Origin of the sequence: Herbiconiux moechotypicola, from assembly GCF_024979255.1 — a bacterium.
In the GTDB taxonomy this organism is placed as follows: domain Bacteria; phylum Actinomycetota; class Actinomycetes; order Actinomycetales; family Microbacteriaceae; genus Herbiconiux; species Herbiconiux moechotypicola.
The window spans coordinates 119,889-137,351 of record NZ_JANLCN010000013.1 but is presented as its reverse complement, the minus strand read 5'-3'; the positions used below and the strand labels follow the sequence as shown (position 1 = coordinate 137,351).

General features: G+C 71.2%; 22 protein-coding genes and 1 pseudogene. 12 read left to right on the top strand and 11 right to left on the bottom strand.

The features are described 5' to 3' along the window. A pseudogene (locus N1031_RS18020) lies at positions 1–93 on the bottom strand (superoxide dismutase); the annotation flags it as partial. Positions 94–144: 51 nt separating this feature from the next. Here N1031_RS18020 and soxR point away from each other — a divergent pair. The 4 genes from soxR (at position 145) to N1031_RS18000 (ending at position 2,495) form a co-directional block, all read left to right on the top strand. After that, positions 145–597, top strand: a complete 453-nt coding sequence (gene soxR / locus N1031_RS18015) for a redox-sensitive transcriptional activator SoxR (RefSeq protein WP_259481215.1) — start codon at positions 145–147, stop codon at positions 595–597. Between the two features lie 81 nt (positions 598–678). Beyond that, positions 679–1,146, top strand: coding sequence for a GNAT family N-acetyltransferase (locus N1031_RS18010; protein WP_259481214.1), 468 nt, complete (start codon positions 679–681; stop codon positions 1,144–1,146). Between the two features lie 34 nt (positions 1,147–1,180). Then, positions 1,181–2,032, top strand: coding sequence for a PPK2 family polyphosphate kinase (locus N1031_RS18005; RefSeq protein WP_259481212.1), 852 nt, complete (start codon positions 1,181–1,183; stop codon positions 2,030–2,032). A gap of 115 nt (positions 2,033–2,147) precedes the next feature. Further along, positions 2,148–2,495, top strand: coding sequence for a hypothetical protein (locus N1031_RS18000; protein WP_259481210.1), 348 nt, complete (start codon positions 2,148–2,150; stop codon positions 2,493–2,495). 84 nt (positions 2,496–2,579) lie between these two features. Here N1031_RS18000 and N1031_RS17995 read toward each other — a convergent pair whose 3' ends face one another. Genes N1031_RS17995 through N1031_RS17985 form a run of 3 tightly spaced genes read right to left on the bottom strand, consistent with a single transcriptional unit; the run spans position 2,580 to position 5,477 of the window. Next, on the bottom strand, positions 2,580–3,104 hold the full coding sequence (locus N1031_RS17995) for a YciI family protein (RefSeq protein ID WP_259481225.1): 525 nt from the start codon (positions 3,102–3,104) through the stop codon (positions 2,580–2,582). A gap of 5 nt (positions 3,105–3,109) precedes the next feature. Next, complete coding sequence (locus N1031_RS17990; RefSeq protein ID WP_259481209.1) at positions 3,110–4,135, bottom strand: LLM class flavin-dependent oxidoreductase; 1,026 nt, start codon at positions 4,133–4,135, stop codon at positions 3,110–3,112. Positions 4,136–4,178: 43 nt separating this feature from the next. Beyond that, the gene (locus tag N1031_RS17985) at positions 4,179–5,477 is read right to left on the bottom strand and encodes a glycosyltransferase (protein WP_259481208.1); all 1,299 of its coding nucleotides are present in this window, start codon (positions 5,475–5,477) and stop codon (positions 4,179–4,181) included. Between the two features lie 76 nt (positions 5,478–5,553). Between N1031_RS17985 and N1031_RS17980 the strand changes: the two genes are divergently transcribed. Further along, complete coding sequence (locus tag N1031_RS17980; protein WP_259481207.1) at positions 5,554–6,195, top strand: TetR/AcrR family transcriptional regulator; 642 nt, start codon at positions 5,554–5,556, stop codon at positions 6,193–6,195. On the opposite strand, the gene N1031_RS17975 is transcribed toward N1031_RS17980, so the two are convergent. Continuing rightward, complete coding sequence (locus tag N1031_RS17975; protein WP_259481205.1) at positions 6,144–7,373, bottom strand: Bcr/CflA family efflux MFS transporter; 1,230 nt, start codon at positions 7,371–7,373, stop codon at positions 6,144–6,146. The genes N1031_RS17980 and N1031_RS17975 overlap by 52 nt on opposite strands. A gap of 142 nt (positions 7,374–7,515) precedes the next feature. Between N1031_RS17975 and N1031_RS17970 the strand changes: the two genes are divergently transcribed. Beyond that, entirely contained in the window at positions 7,516–8,340 is an 825-nt protein-coding gene (locus N1031_RS17970) for an SDR family oxidoreductase (protein WP_259481204.1), read from the top strand. A 51-nt stretch (positions 8,341–8,391) separates the two neighbouring features. Here the strand turns inward: N1031_RS17970 and N1031_RS17965 are convergent, their stop codons facing one another. Continuing rightward, a complete protein-coding gene (locus tag N1031_RS17965; protein ID WP_259481202.1) occupies positions 8,392–9,396 on the bottom strand; it encodes an NAD(P)/FAD-dependent oxidoreductase in 1,005 nt (334 codons plus the stop codon). Positions 9,397–9,453: 57 nt separating this feature from the next. Between N1031_RS17965 and N1031_RS17960 the strand changes: the two genes are divergently transcribed. Together N1031_RS17960 and N1031_RS17955 are read left to right on the top strand one after the other, a co-directional pair. Beyond that, positions 9,454–10,035: a helix-turn-helix domain-containing protein gene (locus N1031_RS17960; protein WP_259481201.1), complete on the top strand. Its 582-nt coding sequence runs from the start codon at positions 9,454–9,456 to the stop codon at positions 10,033–10,035. Continuing rightward, positions 10,032–10,676 (top strand): hypothetical protein, encoded by a 645-nt coding sequence (locus N1031_RS17955; protein ID WP_259481200.1) that lies wholly within the window; start codon positions 10,032–10,034, stop codon positions 10,674–10,676. Before N1031_RS17960 ends, N1031_RS17955 begins: the two co-directional genes overlap by 4 nt. 22 nt (positions 10,677–10,698) lie before the next feature. On the opposite strand, the gene N1031_RS17950 is transcribed toward N1031_RS17955, so the two are convergent. The 3 genes from N1031_RS17950 to N1031_RS17940 are packed head-to-tail and all read right to left on the bottom strand — an operon-like array spanning position 10,699 to position 12,533. Continuing rightward, positions 10,699–11,043 carry a gamma-glutamylcyclotransferase family protein gene (locus N1031_RS17950; protein ID WP_259481199.1) on the bottom strand — a complete coding sequence of 115 codons (345 nt, stop codon included), beginning with the start codon at positions 11,041–11,043 and terminating at the stop codon, positions 10,699–10,701. A 29-nt stretch (positions 11,044–11,072) separates the two neighbouring features. Next, positions 11,073–11,462, bottom strand: a complete 390-nt coding sequence (locus tag N1031_RS17945; protein WP_259481198.1) for a hypothetical protein — start codon at positions 11,460–11,462, stop codon at positions 11,073–11,075. A gap of 51 nt (positions 11,463–11,513) precedes the next feature. Then, positions 11,514–12,533: an EamA family transporter gene (locus tag N1031_RS17940; protein WP_259481196.1), complete on the bottom strand. Its 1,020-nt coding sequence runs from the start codon at positions 12,531–12,533 to the stop codon at positions 11,514–11,516. Positions 12,534–12,631: 98 nt separating this feature from the next. Between N1031_RS17940 and N1031_RS17935 the strand changes: the two genes are divergently transcribed. Both N1031_RS17935 and N1031_RS17930 read left to right on the top strand, forming a co-directional pair. Next, entirely contained in the window at positions 12,632–13,189 is a 558-nt protein-coding gene (locus tag N1031_RS17935; RefSeq protein ID WP_259481195.1) for a CGNR zinc finger domain-containing protein, read from the top strand. Beyond that, a complete protein-coding gene (locus tag N1031_RS17930) occupies positions 13,189–13,689 on the top strand; it encodes a hypothetical protein (protein WP_259481194.1) in 501 nt (166 codons plus the stop codon). Before N1031_RS17935 ends, N1031_RS17930 begins: the two co-directional genes overlap by 1 nt. A 9-nt stretch (positions 13,690–13,698) precedes the next feature. On the opposite strand, the gene N1031_RS17925 is transcribed toward N1031_RS17930, so the two are convergent. Both N1031_RS17925 and N1031_RS17920 read right to left on the bottom strand, forming a co-directional pair. Continuing rightward, on the bottom strand, positions 13,699–14,232 hold the full coding sequence (locus N1031_RS17925) for a DUF1697 domain-containing protein (protein WP_259481193.1): 534 nt from the start codon (positions 14,230–14,232) through the stop codon (positions 13,699–13,701). A gap of 63 nt (positions 14,233–14,295) precedes the next feature. Continuing rightward, positions 14,296–15,024 (bottom strand): GNAT family N-acetyltransferase, encoded by a 729-nt coding sequence (locus N1031_RS17920; RefSeq protein WP_259481191.1) that lies wholly within the window; start codon positions 15,022–15,024, stop codon positions 14,296–14,298. Between the two features lie 185 nt (positions 15,025–15,209). Here N1031_RS17920 and N1031_RS17915 point away from each other — a divergent pair, with 185 nt between their 5' ends. Both N1031_RS17915 and N1031_RS17910 read left to right on the top strand, forming a co-directional pair. After that, positions 15,210–15,914, top strand: coding sequence for a response regulator transcription factor (locus tag N1031_RS17915; protein WP_259481223.1), 705 nt, complete (start codon positions 15,210–15,212; stop codon positions 15,912–15,914). Continuing rightward, positions 15,911–17,458 carry a sensor histidine kinase gene (locus N1031_RS17910; protein WP_259481188.1) on the top strand — a complete coding sequence of 516 codons (1,548 nt, stop codon included), beginning with the start codon at positions 15,911–15,913 and terminating at the stop codon, positions 17,456–17,458. Before N1031_RS17915 ends, N1031_RS17910 begins: the two co-directional genes overlap by 4 nt. Positions 17,459–17,463: the final 5 nt, after the last annotated feature.

Here is a 17,463-nt window from a genome sequence, read left to right as displayed (position 1 = left end):
CTTGTCGTGGTGCAGCTGCATGATCTTGCCGCTGATGTGCGGCTCGAGGGCGGCGTAGTCGTAAGGGAGGTCGGGCAGCGTGTACTCAGTCATATGTCCAACGTAGAACCTCAACTACAGTCGAGGTCAAGGAGGATGCAGTCGATGCCCAGCGTGAACCCAGGCCGCAGTCTGCTGGCCATCGGCCAGCTCTCGGAACGCAGCGGGGTGAGCGTGTCGGCACTGCGCTTCTACGAGCAGAACGGCCTCATCGCGTCGGAGCGCACGGCGGGCAACCAGCGGCGGTACCGGCGCGACGTGCTGCGACGGGTGGCGTTCATCCGCACCTCGCAGCGGGTGGGCATCTCGCTCGCGCAGATCCGTGAGGCCCTCGACTCGCTGCCCGAGCGGCGTACGCCGACCCGTGCCGACTGGGTGCGCATCTCGGCGGAGTGGCGCGCCGAGCTCGACGCCCGCATCGCCGACCTGCAGCACCTGCGCGGCGAGCTCGACGGGTGCATCGGCTGCGGCTGCCTCAGTCTCACGGCGTGTGCGCTGCAGAACCCCGACGACGTGCTCGGCACGGAGGGGGAGGGGCCGGTGCGCTGGGGCGCGTGACGCTCCGGATGCGCGGGCCGGCTCACGAGGAGACGTAGGCTCCGGATGCGCGGGGCGGCGGTCGCGCGTAGAGTGCGGCCCATGGTGGTTCGGGTGGAGGATCTCGCGGAGGCGGAGCTCGGCGCGTTCATCGCGCGCAGCAATGCCGAGTACATCCGCGAGCGGGTCGAGGCCGGAGACTCCCTCGACTACGCCAGACAGCGTGCCCGGGAGGCCAACGAGCAGTACTTCCCCGGCGGTGCGCCGGCTCCTGGCCACCGTGTGCTGGCGGTGATCGATGATGATGGCGCCGCCGTCGGGTGGCTTTGGCTGGGGCCGTTCTCGGCCGAGCATCCGGCCGACTGGTGGGTGTTCGACATCGAGATCGAGGCCGAGCGCCGGGGTCGTGGGCTGGGCAGGGCGGCGATGCTGCTGGCGGAGGAGGTCGCCCGTGAGGGCGGCGCCACACGCCTGGGGCTCAACGTGTTCGGGCACAACACGGTGGCCCAGCACTTGTACTCCACACTCGGCTACGGGGTCACAGCCATCAACATGTCCAAACCGCTCTGACCCGTCGCCACGACCTCGTGGCTAGGGTGAGCCCATGAGCAAGCACACCAGCACCCCCACCCCGTGGAGCGACCGCCTTCGCGCGGTCACCCCTGTCGACCTCGCGTCCCTTTCCAGCGGCGCCACCCCGGGCGTGCTCGACAAGGAGGCCGCCGCGACCGAGTCGCCCGGCATCGCGAAGGCTCTCTCCACGTTGCAGGAGAAGCTCTTCGCCGACAGTCTGTTCGGTGGCCGGCGCCGCGTGCTGCTGGTGCTGCAGGGGATGGACACCGCGGGCAAGGGCGGGGTGGTGAAGCGCGTCGCCGGCACCATGGACCCGCAGGGCATCTCGCACCACGCGTTCAAGAAGCCGACCGAGGAGGAACTCGCGCATCCCTTTCTCTGGCGGGTCGAGAAGCGACTGCCGGGGCCCGGCTCGATCGGCATCTTCGACCGCTCCCATTACGAAGACGTGCTCGTTCCGCGGGTGCACGAGTCGGTGCCGTCGGTCGAGCTGGAGTCTCGCTACGAGCAGATCGTCGACTTCGAGAGGGCGCTGGTCGACGACGGGGTGGCCGTGCTCAAGGTCTTTCTGCACCTGGGCTTCGACGAGCAGAAGAAGCGTCTGCTGCGCCGCCTCGACCGCTCCGACAAGCACTGGAAGTTCAGCACCGCCGACGTCGACGACCGCGCCCTCTGGCCGTCGTTCCACGACGCCTACGAGGTCGCGATCGACCGCACCCACACCTCGGAGGCGCCCTGGCACATCGTGCCCGCCGACAACAAGTGGTACTCCGCGCTCGCGGTGCAGAACCTCCTGCTCGAGACCCTGCAGTCCCTCGACCTCACCTGGCCCACCGCCGACTACGACGTCGCCGCCCAACGCGCCCGCCTCCTGGCGACCTGACAGGCCCGGCTCGCATCGGAGCACAAAGTACTCATACCGGGCGGGCCGGGCGTGCTCGTATCGTCGTCTTCCGCAGTGGCATCCGCCAGTGCCGAGACAACGAGAGAAGAGACCCATGAAGACCCGTTCGCGCACCCTCGCGATGACCCTGTGCACCACTGCGGCTGTCGTCGCCCTCGTCGGCGGTGGTGCCGCCGCGGCTAACGCCGAGATGACCAGCCCACCGGCCCAGGCCTACACCGATTGGGATCCGGCTGGGGTGCCCAGCTTCAACACCTACGGTGGCGTGCCCGCAGACATGGTGGGGGTCTGGCAGATGTTCCAGGCCACCGGTGACGGCTTCTACTACGGTCCGATCGGCGGCGGCTACGTCTCCGGCGGCGCCGTCGACCATCTGAACGAGTACAAGGGTGGCACCTGCGTCGTGGTGAACGACGACACAGCCGTCTACTGCGGCTACTGATCGCTGGGTTGCCGACCTTCGACCCACTCAGCGGGGGTGCATCCAGAACGGAATCTCGTGAAGGATGCACCCGCCCCGTATCTACTAGGGGTGGACGGGGGTGGTGGCAGCGGCGCCGACGACGGTGGTCCACGGACGGGCGGTCCACGAGCGCACGACGCCGGCCGTGACGTAGGGGTCGGCCTCGGCGAAGCGGCGGGCCGCCTCGACGGGGTCATCGCCCTGGAAGACGAGCAGGCCGGTGAACCGGCTCGCCTCGGCCGGCGCGCCCGGCATGCCCGACTCGCGGGAGCCGGAACCGGAGCCGTGCCCGGAGCCGGAGCTCGAGTCGGAGCCGTGCTCGGAGTCGGAGCCGTGCTCGGAGTCGGAGCCGTGCCCGGAGTCGGAGCCGTGCCCGGAGTCGGAGCGGGTGGTGGCGTCATCGCCGCGGTTGGAGCCCGAGTCGCCGTCGAAGCTCGCCCCGGCCGCGGGGTCGCCGTCGACGGCGCCGCCGAGCAGCAGCTCCCCGCGCTCGACGGCTGCCCATGCCTTCACCAGGTGCGCCGACCGATGCGCCTGGCGCGCCTCGAGGTAGTCCGGGCCGTACACGTACTCCAGCACCGCGTGCATCCGCGTCACCGCCACCCGAGCGCCGGAGCCACGTGTGTGAGCAGCGACTGCAGCTGCGACGCCACGTAGTCCACGCCCAACTGGTTGGGCACCGTGAGCAGGAGCGTGTCGGCCACCTCGATCGCCTCGTCCTCCCGCAGCAGGTCGATGAGCACGTCGGGTTCCGCCGCGTAGTTGCGCCCGAACACCGCCTTGTAGTCGTCGATCACACCGAAGGTGTCGTCACCGTCCCGACCGCCGCGACCGAAGTAGGCGCGGTCCTGGTCGGAGACCAGCGCGAAGATCGACCGGCTCACCGAGGTGCGCGGCGTGCGCTCGTGACCGGCCTCCTTCCACGCCTCCAGATACTTCTCGATCTGCTTGCGCTGCTGCACGTGGAACGGCTCGCCGCTCTCGTCCTCCTTGAGGGTCGAGCTCTGCAGATTCATTCCCTTCTCGGCCGCCCACACCGCGGTGGCGTCCGACCCGGCGCCCCACCAGATGCGGTCGCGCAGCCCGGGCGACTGCGGTTGCAGCCCCAGCGGCCCCGGATGCGGGTTGGCGAACATCGGTCGCGGGTTGGGTTCGGCGAACCGTGCCCCGTCGATCACCTTGAGGAAAACGTCCGTGTTGCTGCGCGCCACGTCGGCCATGGTCGAGCCCTCGGGTGCGTCGTAGCCGAAGTACCGGTACCCGTCGATGACCTGCTCGGGTGACCCTCGGCTCACGCCGAGCTGCAGTCTCCCGCCGGCGATGAGGTCGGCGGCACCCGCGTCCTCCGCCATATAGAGCGGGTTCTCGTAGCGCATGTCGATCACGCCGGTGCCGAGCTCGATGCGGCTGGTCTTCGCGCCGGCCGCGGCGAGCAGCGGGAAGGGGCTCGCGAGCTGGTTCGCGAAGTGGTGCACGCGAAAGTACGCGCCGTCCATCCCGATCTCCTCCGCCGCCATGGCGAGGTCGATCGACTGGAGCAGCACGTCGGAGGCGCTGCGGGTCTGCGAGCCGACCGTGGCCGACCAGTGTCCGAACGAGAGAAAGCCGATGCGCTTCATGGCTCTAGTGAACCAAAGTATGCATGCGTATGTTCCCGGCCGGTCACCGGATGCGCGCCGCGGCCCCCTGCACCTGCTGCAGCACCGCATCCAGCCCCCGCATGCCCGACGACACCGCGATGTCGTCGCCGATGCGCCGGCTCGCCTCGCGATACCGCGGCGACGCCAGCACCGCGCGCACGCCGCGCTGCACGGCGGCCGCGCTCGGCGTGTTCGACGCGAGGTTGATGCCGGCCCCCGACCAGGCGACCCGAGCGGTGACCTCCACCTTGTCCTCGGTGGCGCCCGCCACCACGAGGGGTACGCCGTGCTCGAGCGCGTAGTGCACCCCGCCGTAGCCCCCGTTGGTCACCATCACATCGGTGAGCGGCAGCAGCTTGTCGTACGGCAGGTAGGCGGCGGCGCGAGCGTTCGTGGGTAGTGTCGGCAGCGTCTCCACCGGTCGCCCGCCCGTGCTCACGACCACGAGCACATCGTCGGCGGTGAGCCCGCGGAGCGTCGGCGCGACGAGCGACTCCCACTCGTCGTTGGCCACCGTGCCCTGGGTGACGTGCACCACGGGGCGCGAGCCGTCGAGCTCGCCCCACCACTCCGGCAGGGGTGTCGAAGAAGGGGTGGTGCGCGAGACCGGTCCGACGAAGTGCACCGTCGAGGGCAGATCGCGCCGCGGGTACTCGAACGACGGCACGGTGAACTGCACGATCGCGTCGGCGAGGCCCGCCGTGCTCATGAAGAAGCGGTCGAGAGGCCTGCCGGTCACCTCGAGCATCATGCGTTCCGCGCTCTGCTGCACCGGCTTGAACACGACCTTCTCGGCGAACGTCGCGAGCGCGCGGTTGCGAACGCGCCCGAGAGGCCCGCGCATCGGCGGGATGCCGAGCCCGAACGGCGCGGTGTCGACGCTCGCGAGCCCGAGCGGCACGATGCCGAGGTTCACGACGGGCGGCCGCTCGCCCAGCGGGCGGGCCAGCAGCAGCATCGCACCGAGGAAGAGGCTCTCCACCAGCACCGCGTCGGCGGGCTCGGCCGCTAGGGCCGCGTCGACGGCCTCGAGCTGTGCGGGGGCCGGCTTCAGGAAGATGGTGGAGAGGTCGTAGCGGATGCCGGCCGGGCCCGAGAGGCCGACCCGCTCGGGGAACGCGGCGGGCAGATCGCTGTCGTCGTAGTCGGCGGATGCAGGCAGCGGCAGGAACGTCGCGCCGCTCGCCTCCACGGCGGGCCGGTATCGCTCGCCGGTGAGGAACCGCACGCGGTGACCGCACGCGGCTAGGTGCCGCGCCACGGCGAGCAGCGGCATGACGTGGCCGTGCACGGGGGTGCTGCAGAGAAGGTAAGACGACATGACACGACCTCGGAGTTCTGTGCTCTAAACTTGAATATACCGAAGTAGTATTCACTACACCGGAAGGATAGTCAATATGCCCCCTCGCAGTTACACCTCCACCCTGCGCGCCGAGCAGGCCGCGAACACCCGCCAGCGCATCCTCGACGCCGCTGCCCTCTGTTTCACCCGCGGGGGATACGCGGGCACCTCGCTCGCCGACATCGCCACCGAGGCGGGGGTGTCGGTCGAGACCGTCAAGCTCAACGGGCCCAAGCGCGAGCTGCTCATGGGGGCGTTCGAGCAGGCGTTCTCGGGTTCGGAGGGCCGTGAGACCATCGCCGAGCGCGAAGTCGGCCGCGACATCCGTTCCGTCTCCGACCACGCCGAGTTCCTGCGCGGGTACATCCACTTCGTGGCCGAGGCCAACCGCCGCACCAGCGGTCTCTGGGCCTCCTTCCTCAGCGCGGCCTCCTCCGATCCCCTCGTGCAGGAGTCGCTCGACGACCTCCTCTCCCGGCGGCGGGTCGACTTCGCCGCCGCCATCTCCGAGCTCGAGCGCCGCAAGCTGGTGCCGGCAGGGCTGACGGATGCGCGCCGCCGCGAGCTCGCCGACGTGCTCTCCTTCATCGTCTCGCCCGAGAGCCACCAGCAACTGGTCGAGCAGTCCGGCTGGAGCATGGAGCGCTACGAGGAGTGGCTGCTCGCCGCGATGGAGCGCTTGGTCTTCGCCGGCTGAAGGCACAGCGCGAGCAGGGCGGCGCCCACGACGAGGCAGCCCACGTAGACGAAGCCGATCGGGGTCTGGGTGTCGTCGGGCAGGCTCGCGGCCGCCCCCATCGTGATGGCCACGAAGAGATAGCACACGGCGCTGGTGAGGCCCCCGATGAGACCCAGGTTGCGGTCGAAGAGCCCGAGGGCGAGGCCGTAGGCGAGCGGGCAGAGGGCGCCGCAGCCGAGCATGACGAACATCCCGCCCAGCGTGATGAGCACGAGGTCCGGGCCGACGGTGAGCCCGCTCACGAGAAGCACGGCGGTGCCGGCCGCGAAAGCCGCGAGGGCCGAGAAGCCCAGGGTGCGCGAGGAGATGCGGGTGGCGAGCGCCCCCGTGGCCAGCTCGCCCCCGAGGTTCGCGGCACCCACGAGCAGGGCGATGAGGCCGTAGGCCGCGGGCGGCACGCCGAGCCCGGTCTCGTAGAGCAGGGGCGCGACGACGCCGAACAGCAGCTGCGCGCTCGCGAATACCGCGAACACGAGGGTGAGCCCCACGAAGAGTTTGCGTCTGAACGCGCTCGCCAGCACTCCGGCGATCACGCGCGGCCGCACCGGAGTGGCCGCGGCCGGGGCGAGCGTCTCGGGCAGCAGCCGCCACACCACGAGGCCGGCCACGACGCCGAGCACCGCCACGAGCACGAAGATGCCCCGCCACGACACGAACTGCACCAGGATGCCCCCGATGGCCGGGGCGATCACGGGAGCCAGGCCCCAGGATGCGCCCAGCCAGCCCGAGAGCGAGGTGAGCTGAGGCCCGCGCGAGGTGTCGGCGGCGATGGCGTACACGACCACCATGCACGCGCATCCGCCCAGCCCCTGCGCGAAGCGGAGTGCGAGAAGCACGGCGATGTCGTTCGTGAATGCGATGCCGATGCTCGCCACCACGAGGAGCGCCAGGCACACCAAGAGGGTCGGCTTGCGGCCGCGCGCGTCGGCGATGACGCCGACCGGGAGCAGGCCGATCGCCATGCCCAGCACGTAGGCCGAGACCGAGTTCTGCACGAGCGTGCTGGTGGTGCCGAGCTCGCGCACCATCGTGGGGATAGCGGGGGAGTAGACGTCGATCGGGAACTGGCTGAGCGGGATGACGCCGAGCAGGATCGCCACCAGCAGGCGCCGGTTCGGCGCGGTCGTCGCAACCATGCGCCCCCCGATCGTCTGGCGTCAGTGTAGCGGCGTGCCCGCATCCGTTCGCTACCGCCCGTCAGGGGGTACTGGCGGAGCCTGGCGGAATTCCCGCGGGGATGGTTCGTTGAGGTGAGTGAAGGATTCGAAGGGAAACACTATGGCTCAGAAGGTGTGGTTCATCACGGGCACGTCGCGCGGCTTCGGCCGGGAATGGGCGATCGCGGCGCTCGAGCGGGGGGACAGCGTCGCGGCGACCGCGCGCGACACCGCTTCGCTGGGAGACCTCGTGGAGCGGTTCGGGGAGCGCATCCTGCCGCTTCAGCTCGACGTCACCGACCGCGAGGCCGACTTCGCGGCCGTGACCGAGGCCTACAACTACTTCGGGCGGCTCGACGTGGTGGTCAACAACGCCGGCTACGGGCAGTTCGGTTTCATCGAGGAGCTGAGCGAGAAGGAGGCCCGCGACCAGATCGAGACGAACGTGTTCGGGGCGCTCTGGATCACGCAGGCGGCGCTGCCGTACCTGCGCGCGCAGGGCAGCGGGCACATCGTGCAGGTGTCGTCGATCGGCGGCATCTCGGCGTTCCAGAACATCGGCATCTACAACGCCTCGAAGTGGGCGCTCGAGGGCTTCTCGCAGTCGCTCGCGCAGGAGGTCGCCTCGTTCGGCGTGAAGGTGACGCTCGTCGAGCCCGGCGGGTTCAGCACCGACTGGGCCGGCGACTCGGCGAAGACCGCGACGCCCCTGCCCGACTACGAGGCCGCGCACGCCGCAGCCGCCGAGCTGCGGCGGACGCGGGTCTCCGACCCGGGCGACCCGCACGCCTCGGCCGCGGCGATCCTGCGGATCGTCGACGCGGAGGAGCCGCCGCTGCGCGTGTTCTTCGGGGCGACTCCGCTGCAGACCGCGAAGGCCGACTACGCGAGCCGCATCGCCGAGTGGGAGAAGTGGAACGAGGTGTCCCTGCTCGCGCAGGGTTAGTCGAGCTCGACGTCCCGGCTGCGCGGGATGCACGGGTGCGGCGGGCAGGGGTCACACGGCGGCAGCGCTGAGGGCCAGCCGGGTGTCGTCGGCGACGAGGTCGGCGTTGACGACCGTCGCGGCGAGCACCCCGCTCCCCACCGCCACGGGCACGAGCGCGCCCGCGAACGCCGAGTTGCCCGCCACCCACACGCCGGGCACCGAGGTCAGTCCCGTGAAGTCGCTCGCCACCCACTCGCCCATCGGGCCGGTGCTGCGCTCGGCGCCGAGTCTGCGCAGCAGCTCGTCGTTGGGCACCATGTCGCCGCCCACGAAGAGCCGGTCGAACTCGCGCACCGAGCCGTCGCCGAGGCGCAGCCCGACCAGCGACCCGGTGGCGTCGGCGACCACCTCGGTCACCTCGGCCCGCTCCACCCGCACTCCTCGCGCATCCAGCCCGGCGAGGGCCTCGGGGTCGACCTCGCCGGCCGCGGGCCCGATGAGCGTCACGTCGTGCGACCACTGCCTCAGCAGCTGAGCCTGGTGCAGATTGCGCGCCGAGGTGCTGAGCACGCCGATACGCAGGTCGCGGGCCTCCCACCCGTCGCAGTAGGGGCAGGCGACGGCCCCGGTGCCCCACTGCTCCGCGAGCCCCGGGATGCGGGGCAGCACGTCGCGCAGGCCCGTCGCGATCACGAGGCGGCGGGCGGTGAGGCGCAGCGATCCGGATGCGCGGGGCGCGTCACCGTCGGCGCGCGCCGGCTCCACCGTCACCGTGAAGTTCCCGGCTTCGCCCGACACGTCGACCGCGCGCCCCTCGAGGATCTGCGCCCCGTACCCGGTCACCTCCGCCCGGCCGAGCTCGAGCAGTTCGAGGGGCGACAGTCCGTCGCGGGTGAGGAAGCCGTGCATGTGCGGGGCGAAACGGTTGCGGGGCTGTCCCGCGTCGACCACGAGCACGCGGCGGCGCGCACGGGCGAGCACGAGTGCCGCACTGAGTCCGGCCGAGCCGCCGCCGACGATCACGACGTCCCAGGGCTGTTCGGTGAAAGAGGTGAAAGAGTCGGAGAGTGTCATGCGTCCATGCTCGATGCTGACTACTCATTCGGCAAAGAAGTGTGCTGAAATAGCAACATGGAGTCGAGTCGTGCCCAGCGCATCGGCGCACGACTGCGTGCCGCCAGGTCGGAGCGCGGCCTCACCCTCGCCGAGCTGGGAGCGACGGCGGAGATTTCGCCGAGCACCGTGTCGCGCCTCGAGTCGGGTAAGCGGCAGCCCAACCTCGACCTCCTCATCCCGCTCGCCGCAGCCCTCGACGTCACGCTCGACCAGCTCGTGAGCGACTCCGTCCCCGACCCGAGGGTCGCACCGCGCATGACGCATCGGCCCGGCGCCTCCATCGAGGTGCTCTCGCGCGAAGACGCCCCCACGCAGACCGTGCGCATGGTGCTCACGCCCGTGGGTGAGACCCCTCAGCTGCGCACGCACGACGGCTTCGAGTGGCTGTACGTGCTGAGCGGCCGGTTGCGGCTGCTGCTCGGCGATCACGACCTGGTGCTGAAGCCGGGCGAGGCGGCCGAGTTCGCCACGCGCATTCCGCACTGGCTCGGCTGCGCCGACGACGAGCCGGTCGAGGCCATGTGCATCTTCAGCCAGTCGGGCGAGCGCATCCACGTGCGCGCGCAGACCGAACCCGATCGGAGGGTCGGGCGATGACGGCGCGGTCGCGGCGAGCCGAACGCTTCACCGGTCGCATCGGGGCGTTCGGAACCGGTTCGGGCACGAGAGTGGTGCTCGGGCTGTGGGAGCGGTCGCCGTTCGGGGCGTTCGCCGACGCCATGATCGAGGATGCGCGGGGGCACCGCACCCTGCTCGCGCCGCGCGCCGAGGTCGCCGACTTCGTCGCGGCGACGTACAGCTTCGACGAGGTGCGCATCGTGCCCCTGCGGGTGTGGCGGATCCGCGGCGGGCTCGCCGTGGGCGACGGGATGCACGATGCCGGTGGCGGGGCCGCGCCCGCGTTCCGCGCCCGCCTGCTGGCCGGGCGCCTCACGCCGCTCGGCCGCGTGCTGAGGGCGGTGCCCTCCCGGCTAGCCACCTCGCCGGCCTGGCTCACCGCGGTCGACCCGGTCGCGCGCATCCTGGTGCCCGGGGTGCGCACGGCCGGGACCGCGGGCGGTGGGCGCCGCGAGTACTACGGGGTCACCGCGGTGCGTTCGATCGTGTGGGCCGAGGCTCACCTCGACGGCCGCGACCTCGGCGCTTTCGGCCCGCTCGCGCCGCCCGTGCGCTTCGGCTTCGGCTCCGCCCCCGCGAGCCCCGCGCTGGTCGACCTCACCACGACCGTCACCCGGTGAGCCCCGGGGCCTGTGCCGGAGGTCAGCCGGCGAAGACGTAGACCCAGGCGCTCTCCCCGCTGTCGAGCTCGACCTCGATCCGGGTGTAGTCGTCGACCTCGTACTCGTCGGCCGCCGCGAGCTCCTCGGGGGTGATGCTGAACACGGTTCCGGCCACCGACGAGACCGTCTCTCCGGATTCGGCCGGCACGAGCAGGGGATGCCGGTCGCTGCCGCTGGTGGCGATGACGTGGGGGTCGGTGATGGTGAGCCACTCCAGCCGGTGGCCGGCGATGGCCGCGTCGCGTCCGTCGAGCAGCCGCCCGAAGGTGGCGAGCTGCACCTCGGGCTGGCGGAGGGTTCCGTAGGAGAAGAGCAGCACGTCCACCCGCCCAGCGTAGGGCAGCGATGGCCTCGTCAGAAGCCGTACAGGGCGCCGATCACCACCACGTAGAGGAGGTTGCCGAACACGCCCACGAGCGTGGCGGCGCCGAGCGCCAGTCCCGCGGCGGCGAGCACCTTCGAGGCGCCGCGGCGGGTCAGCGCCACGATGGCGAGCACGACGGCGGCGATGCCGAACAGCCCGGAGAGCACCGTGTTCGCCGTGCTCACGGAGCCGATGGTCGCAGGATCGCCGACCCCGAGCAGCGCGGCCTGCACGAGGAGGAACACGATGCCGAGCAGCGAGGGCACGGTGCCCATCACGAGCGAGACGAACCCCAGCGGGTTGGCCGCGGCCTTGCCGGAGGGCGGGGCCGGCGCCGCGGGCGTGACGAAGGGCTGTCCGGGGAAGGCGGGCTGGCTCACGAGGGTCCTTTCGAAGCGGATGTCTCCCTCCTGCCTACCGCGATCGGCGCCCTACCGCGATCGCCGCTCCACCGCGATCGCCCCGGTCGCCGGCAGCGGCTCGAGCTCCACCTCGTCGAGACCGGCCGCGGTCCCGCCGGCGGCCGGCTCCTTCTGCAGCTTCACGAGAACCACCCCGCCCACGATCAGCACTCCGCCCAACCCCTGCAGCCAGGTGGGCACCTGCCCGAGCAGCAGCCACGCGAACAGCACCGCGAAGAGCACCTCGACCAGCCCCACGAACGACGCCACGCGCGACCCCAGTCGCACCGCGCCCAGCAGGCTCAGCAGGTAGGCCGCGGCCGTCGCCACGACCACCACCACGCCCATCGGCACCCACCACGGCACCTCGCCCGCCATCGGCAGCACCACGTCATCGAAGCTCATCGCGAACGGCACAACCCCCACGGCTCCGAGCAGACCGAGAAAGACGCCGCCGACCACGAGCCCCGCGCTCACCACCGTCACCGGGGGCAGTTCGCCCGTGGGCATGGCGGCGATGATGTAGTACCCGGCGAGGCACACGGCGGCCAGCAGCGCGAACACGAGACCGAGCGCATCCAGCCCGGCCGCACCCGACGGGTTGATGACGAGCGCGAGACCCGCCACGCTCAGCACCGCGCCGGCGACCGTGAGGAGTGCGGGCGGGATGCGCGTGCGGGCCCAGGCGAGCAGCACCAGCAGCACCGGAGCGGTGTACTCGATGAGCAGCGCCACCCCGATCGGCATGCGCTCGATGGCGGCGAAGTAGAACACCTGCGCACCGATCACCGCGATGAGCCCGTACAGCACGATGAACAGCCACGACCGCGCCAACAGGCCGAAGCGCCCCCGCAGCGCGATGAGCGCCGGCACGAGCAGTACGAGCCCGCCGGCGGCGGCGCGCACGGCGACGGCGGCCGCGGGCGTCCAGCCCGCGTCGAGCAGGGGCTTCACGAAGGCGCCGCTGGTGCCGAAGGCGGCCGAGGCGGCGAGCGCGAAGACGAGTCCGGATGCGCGGCCAGGCACGGCGGGGGCGGTCGCGGCTGCCATGGGGCCACCTCTCGGCTGCGGGCGGGCGGTGAGCTGTTGTCAGGAGTCACGCGTGGTTACACTGATGACAGTATCCGCCGCTCGTGTCAGGAGTCAACATGGTTTTCGCCTATGACACCGAGGCGACCCTCGTGTTCACCGCCACCCTGGTCAACACCGCCGCGGGGGTGGCCGGCTCGCACGACGACGCCCTCGACGACGTCGCCGCGCTGGAACGTCTGCTCGACGAGCATGACTACTCCGGCCGGCGCGACCTCGACGCGGCAGAACTGGCCGAGGTGCAGGCCCTGCGTCCCGAGTTCCGGCGCTTCTGGGAGGTCGACCGCGACACCTCCGTCGACCTGGTGAACCGCATGCTGCGCGAGGCCCGCGCGTTGCCGAGACTCGAGCGGCACGGCGACTGGGACTGGCACCTGCACGCCACCGACGCCGACGCGCCGCTGGCCACCCGCATGCGCGTCGAGGTCGCGATGGCGTTCGTCGACCTGATCCGCGCCGACGAGGGCGAGCGTCTGCGGCACTGCGCCGCCGACGACTGCGACGGCGTGCTCATCGACCTCTCCCGCAACCGCTCGAAGCGCTACTGCGACGCCGGCAACTGCGGCAATCGCATGAACGTGATCGCCTACCGGGCCCGCCAGGCCGAGGGGGCCTGATGGCCTGGCTGCCCGAGGGCTTCGTGCATCCGGAGCGTGCCGAGATCGCCGTCGGCACCCGCGCCGGGGCTGTTCCGCTGTACCTGCACCTGAGGCCCATCCGCGCCGACGACGTCGAGCTCGACCTCATCGCCGTGAGCGGCTCGCGCGAGCGCTTGTTCGAGGTCTACGGCGCCTCGTGGGGCTGGCCTCCCGCCGTGCTGAGCGAAGCCGACGACCGGGCAGACCTCGAGTACCACGAAGACGAGATGCGGGCCGGCAGCTCGTTCAACTACGCGCTCTTCGACGAGGCCGAGACCGCCCTGCTCGGCTGCGTCTACATCGATCCGGCCGACGAGGGCGAGGCCCACGAGATCGATGCCGTGGTGTCGTGGTGGGTGGTCGACGAACTGCTCGGATCGGAGGCCGAAGCGGCGGTCGACGAGTTCGTGCCGAGGTGGCTCGCGAGCGTGTGGCCGTTGCCGCGCATCCGGTTCGGGGTCTCCGGCCCCGCGCAGTAACGCCCGGGGTCAGAGCAGCTTGCGCAGCGTGCGCAGATTGCGCGTGGTGGTCACCGCCTTGAACCGCGGTTTCGCCAGGAACTTCGAGAACGCCGTGTCGGTGCTCGACCCCTTCGGGCAGTCCCAGTACGCGACACCGGCTCCGGATGCGGCCCGCTCCACGGCGGCGTCGAGCCCCTCGGCCTCGGCCGACACCGCCTTCAGCGCCTCGGCGTCGGAGGCGAACACCACGTACGGCTGCCGGTCGACGTGCTCGGCGAAAGGGTAGTCCGCCACGATGCCGGCGAGCCGGTCGTGCTCGACCAGCACGATCCACGCGTCGTACCCGAAGCGCTCGCCGAGGGCCTTCTCGATGCGCGTCTTCAACGCGGCGTCTTTCGCCGGCGTGCCGCCCGAATCCGTCTCGAACAGCACGTTGCCCGAGGCGAGCACCGTCTTCACCGCCTCGAAGCCGAGCTCACCGAAGAGCTCGGCGAGCGGTGCGCTCTTCACCGTGATCCCGCCCACGTTCACTCCGCGCAGCAGCGCGATGTATCTGGCCATGCCCTCGATCAAACACCGAACCGCAGACACCCGGGAATCCCGATGCCTGCGGTGCGGTGGATATCAGGCGGCGAGGTGGTCGCGCTGGAGGCGGCAGCGCTCGTGCGAGAGCGCGAAGACCCGGTCGCCGGTGGCCGCCTGCGATCGCTCGGTGAAGCCGAGCCGTCGTGCGAGGGCAACCGAGCGGCGGTTGCGCGCATCCGTCACCGCGATCACCTCCTGGGCACCCACGGTCTCGAAGGCGAAGTCGATCATGGCCTGCGCCGCCTCGGTGGCGAATCCGCTGCCGCCGTGGGCGGGGTGCAGCACCCAGCCGATCTCGAGGGAGCGGTGTTCGGCGGCGACACGGCGCAGGTGCAGCGAGACGTCGCCGATGAGGGCGCCGTCGAGCTCGACCGCGAGGGCGAGGAAGTCATCGGCCTGCCAGAGCCGGGTGTGCCGCAGGCGGTCGCGCAGGTGCCGTTCGGACTGACGGCGGGTGCGCTCGGGCCAAGGCAGGAACTCGCGCACGGAGGCCTCGGACTGCAGGGCGAACCAGCCGGCGAGGTCGGCCTCGCTCACCCGGTGCGGGCGCAGACGGAGGCGCGAGGTGCGCAGCACGGGCGCGTCGAAGGGCTTCTCCGTGCGCGCACCTCGCATCGCCCGCGGCCGGTGGAGCCCCGCCGAGGCGGCGAGGTCGCGAGCGCTGCGCGCGGTGTTCCGCAGACGCTCGCTCAGCGGGTTGGCCGGTGAGCGGTCGGCGGATGCCGCGTTCCACCTGTCGGCCGGGAGGGAGGCTCTGATCTGAGTCATCCCGTGACCGTACGCAATCGGCACATGACGGCCGTGTGTGAAGATTTGTGGTTTCTATGAATCCGGATGAACTCCTGGCGGCGGCGCGGGGGCCCCGGAACAATGGCAGGATGGCGACTTCTCCGATCTCCGACGAGCTGGCCACCACCGGGCGGCGGAGGGCCGTGCTGGCGAAGCTGCCCCGCATGTACCGCCCCGACGGATCGGCCATCCGCGTGCTCCTCGTCGACGACGAGGTGGTGCTCACCAGCCTCGTGAGCCTCGCGCTGGCCTACGAGGGCTGGACCGTCGACGTCGCCCACGACGGTGCCTCCGCGCTGCAGAGCTACCGCGCCGAGCGCCCCGACGTCGTGGTTCTCGACATCATGCTGCCCGACACCGACGGGGTCTCGCTGCTGCGCCAGTTGCGCGAGCTCGAGGACTCCTCGCCCACGCTCTTCCTCACCGCGCGCGACTCGGTCGACGACCGCATCATCGGCCTCACCGCCGGCGGCGACGACTACATGACCAAGCCCTTCAGCCTCGAAGAACTCGTCGCCCGGCTGCGGGGCCTCCTCCGCCGTTCGATGATGACCACCTCCGACGAGGACTCCCGCATCATCGTGGGCGACCTGCTGCTCGACGAAGCGAGCTACGAGGTGAATCGCGGCGGCGACCCCATCCAGCTCACGACCACCGAGTTCGAGCTGCTGCGGTACTTCATGCGCAACCCGCGCCGGGTGCTCTCGCGCGCGCAGATCCTCGACCGGGTGTGGAACTACGACTTCGCCGGGAAGGCGTCGATCGTCGACCTCTACGTGTCGTACCTGCGCAAGAAGATCGATGCGAACCGCCCGTCGATGATCCACACCGTGCGTGGCGTGGGTTATGTGCTGAGGCCGGCGGAGTGAAGACCGCGCTCGGCCGCCGCCCCTGGACCCTCCGCAGCAGACTCGTCGTCGGCACCGCCGTCGTGGTGGCCGTGGTGCTCGGTCTCATCGGTGTGGCGAGCATCCTCACCCTCAACGCGACCGTCACCCGGGTGGTCGACTCGCAGCTCTCCGGCTCGATGGCCGGATTCAGCTTCTCGGTGGAGAAGTACCGCTACGGCAACTTCGAGACCCCCGAGGGGGTGAAGCAGATCGAGGCCCACCCTGAGAAGCCGTTCACGGAGTACACCGGCAACGGACCGGAGTCGGTCATCGCCCTGCTCGACGACGGTGTGGTGGTCGACTCCGCCTACTTCTCCGACGCCGATGCCGCCGCCCTCCGCCCCGGTGTGGTGGCGCAGCTCGAGTCGCTCCATCTGCAGCCGGGAACCCAGGAGACGGTGGCGCTCGACGGGCTGGGCAGCTACCGGCTCTCGGTGCAGTCCGACAGCGAGGGCGACCTGCTCGTCGCCGGGGTGTCGATGGCCGCCGCCGATGCCGCGGCCACGCGCCAGACGATCGTGATGGCGGTGCTCGCCCTGCTCGCGGTGCTCGTGGTGGTGGTCGGCGTCATCATCGTGGTGCGGCTGGCCCTCCGCCCGCTCGAGCGCGTGGCGGCCACGGCGGTCGACGTGGCGGCGATGCCCCTCGACCGCGGCGAGGTGGCCATCACCTCGCGCGTGCAGGCCGCCGACACCGACCCGCGCACCGAGGTGGGCAAGGTGGGTGAGGCCCTCAACCACCTGCTCGCCCATGTGAACGACGCCCTCGCGGTGCGCGCGGCCACCGACCGGCGGATGCGGCGCTTCGTCACCGACGCCAGCCACGAGCTGCGCACCCCGCTGGCCGCCATCCAGGGCTACGCCGAGCTCACCCGGCAGGAGAACGCCGACCTGCCCGACATCACCGAGTACTCCCTGGCGCGGATCGAGTCCGAGGCCAAGCGCATGAACTCGCTCGTGAGCGACCTGCTGCTGCTGGCCCGGCTCGACGAGGGCCAGGACCTCCACCTCGACGAGGTCGACCTCGGCGAGATCGTGCTCAACGCGGTCAGCGACGCCCGCGCCTCGGCCCCCGGGCACGAGTGGGCCGTCGAGGTGCCCGACTCGCCCGCGCTCGTCTCGGGCGACCGCGAGCGTCTGCACCAGGTGGTGCTCAACCTCCTCTCCAACGCGGCCGTGCACACGCCGGAGGGCACGCACGTGGCCGCGCGCGTCGCGTTCTCGGCCGACGAGCGCTCCGTCGTGCTCACCGTCGACGACGACGGCCCCGGCATCCCCGAGGCGTTCCAGCCCGAGCTCTTCGAGCGTTTCGCGCGAGGCGATTCGTCGCGCTCGCGGCGGTCGGGCAGCTCGGGCCTCGGGCTCGCCATCGTGGCGTCGATCGTGGAGGCGCACGACGGCACGATCGAGGTGGAGTCGACGGATGCGGGAACCCGCTTCACCGTCACGGTCGCCCGGGTGCGGGGTGCGGTCCCCGGTCCGCGGTCCGGCCGGCAGCAGGGCGGGGTGCGCGCGGCGCGCTAGCGTTG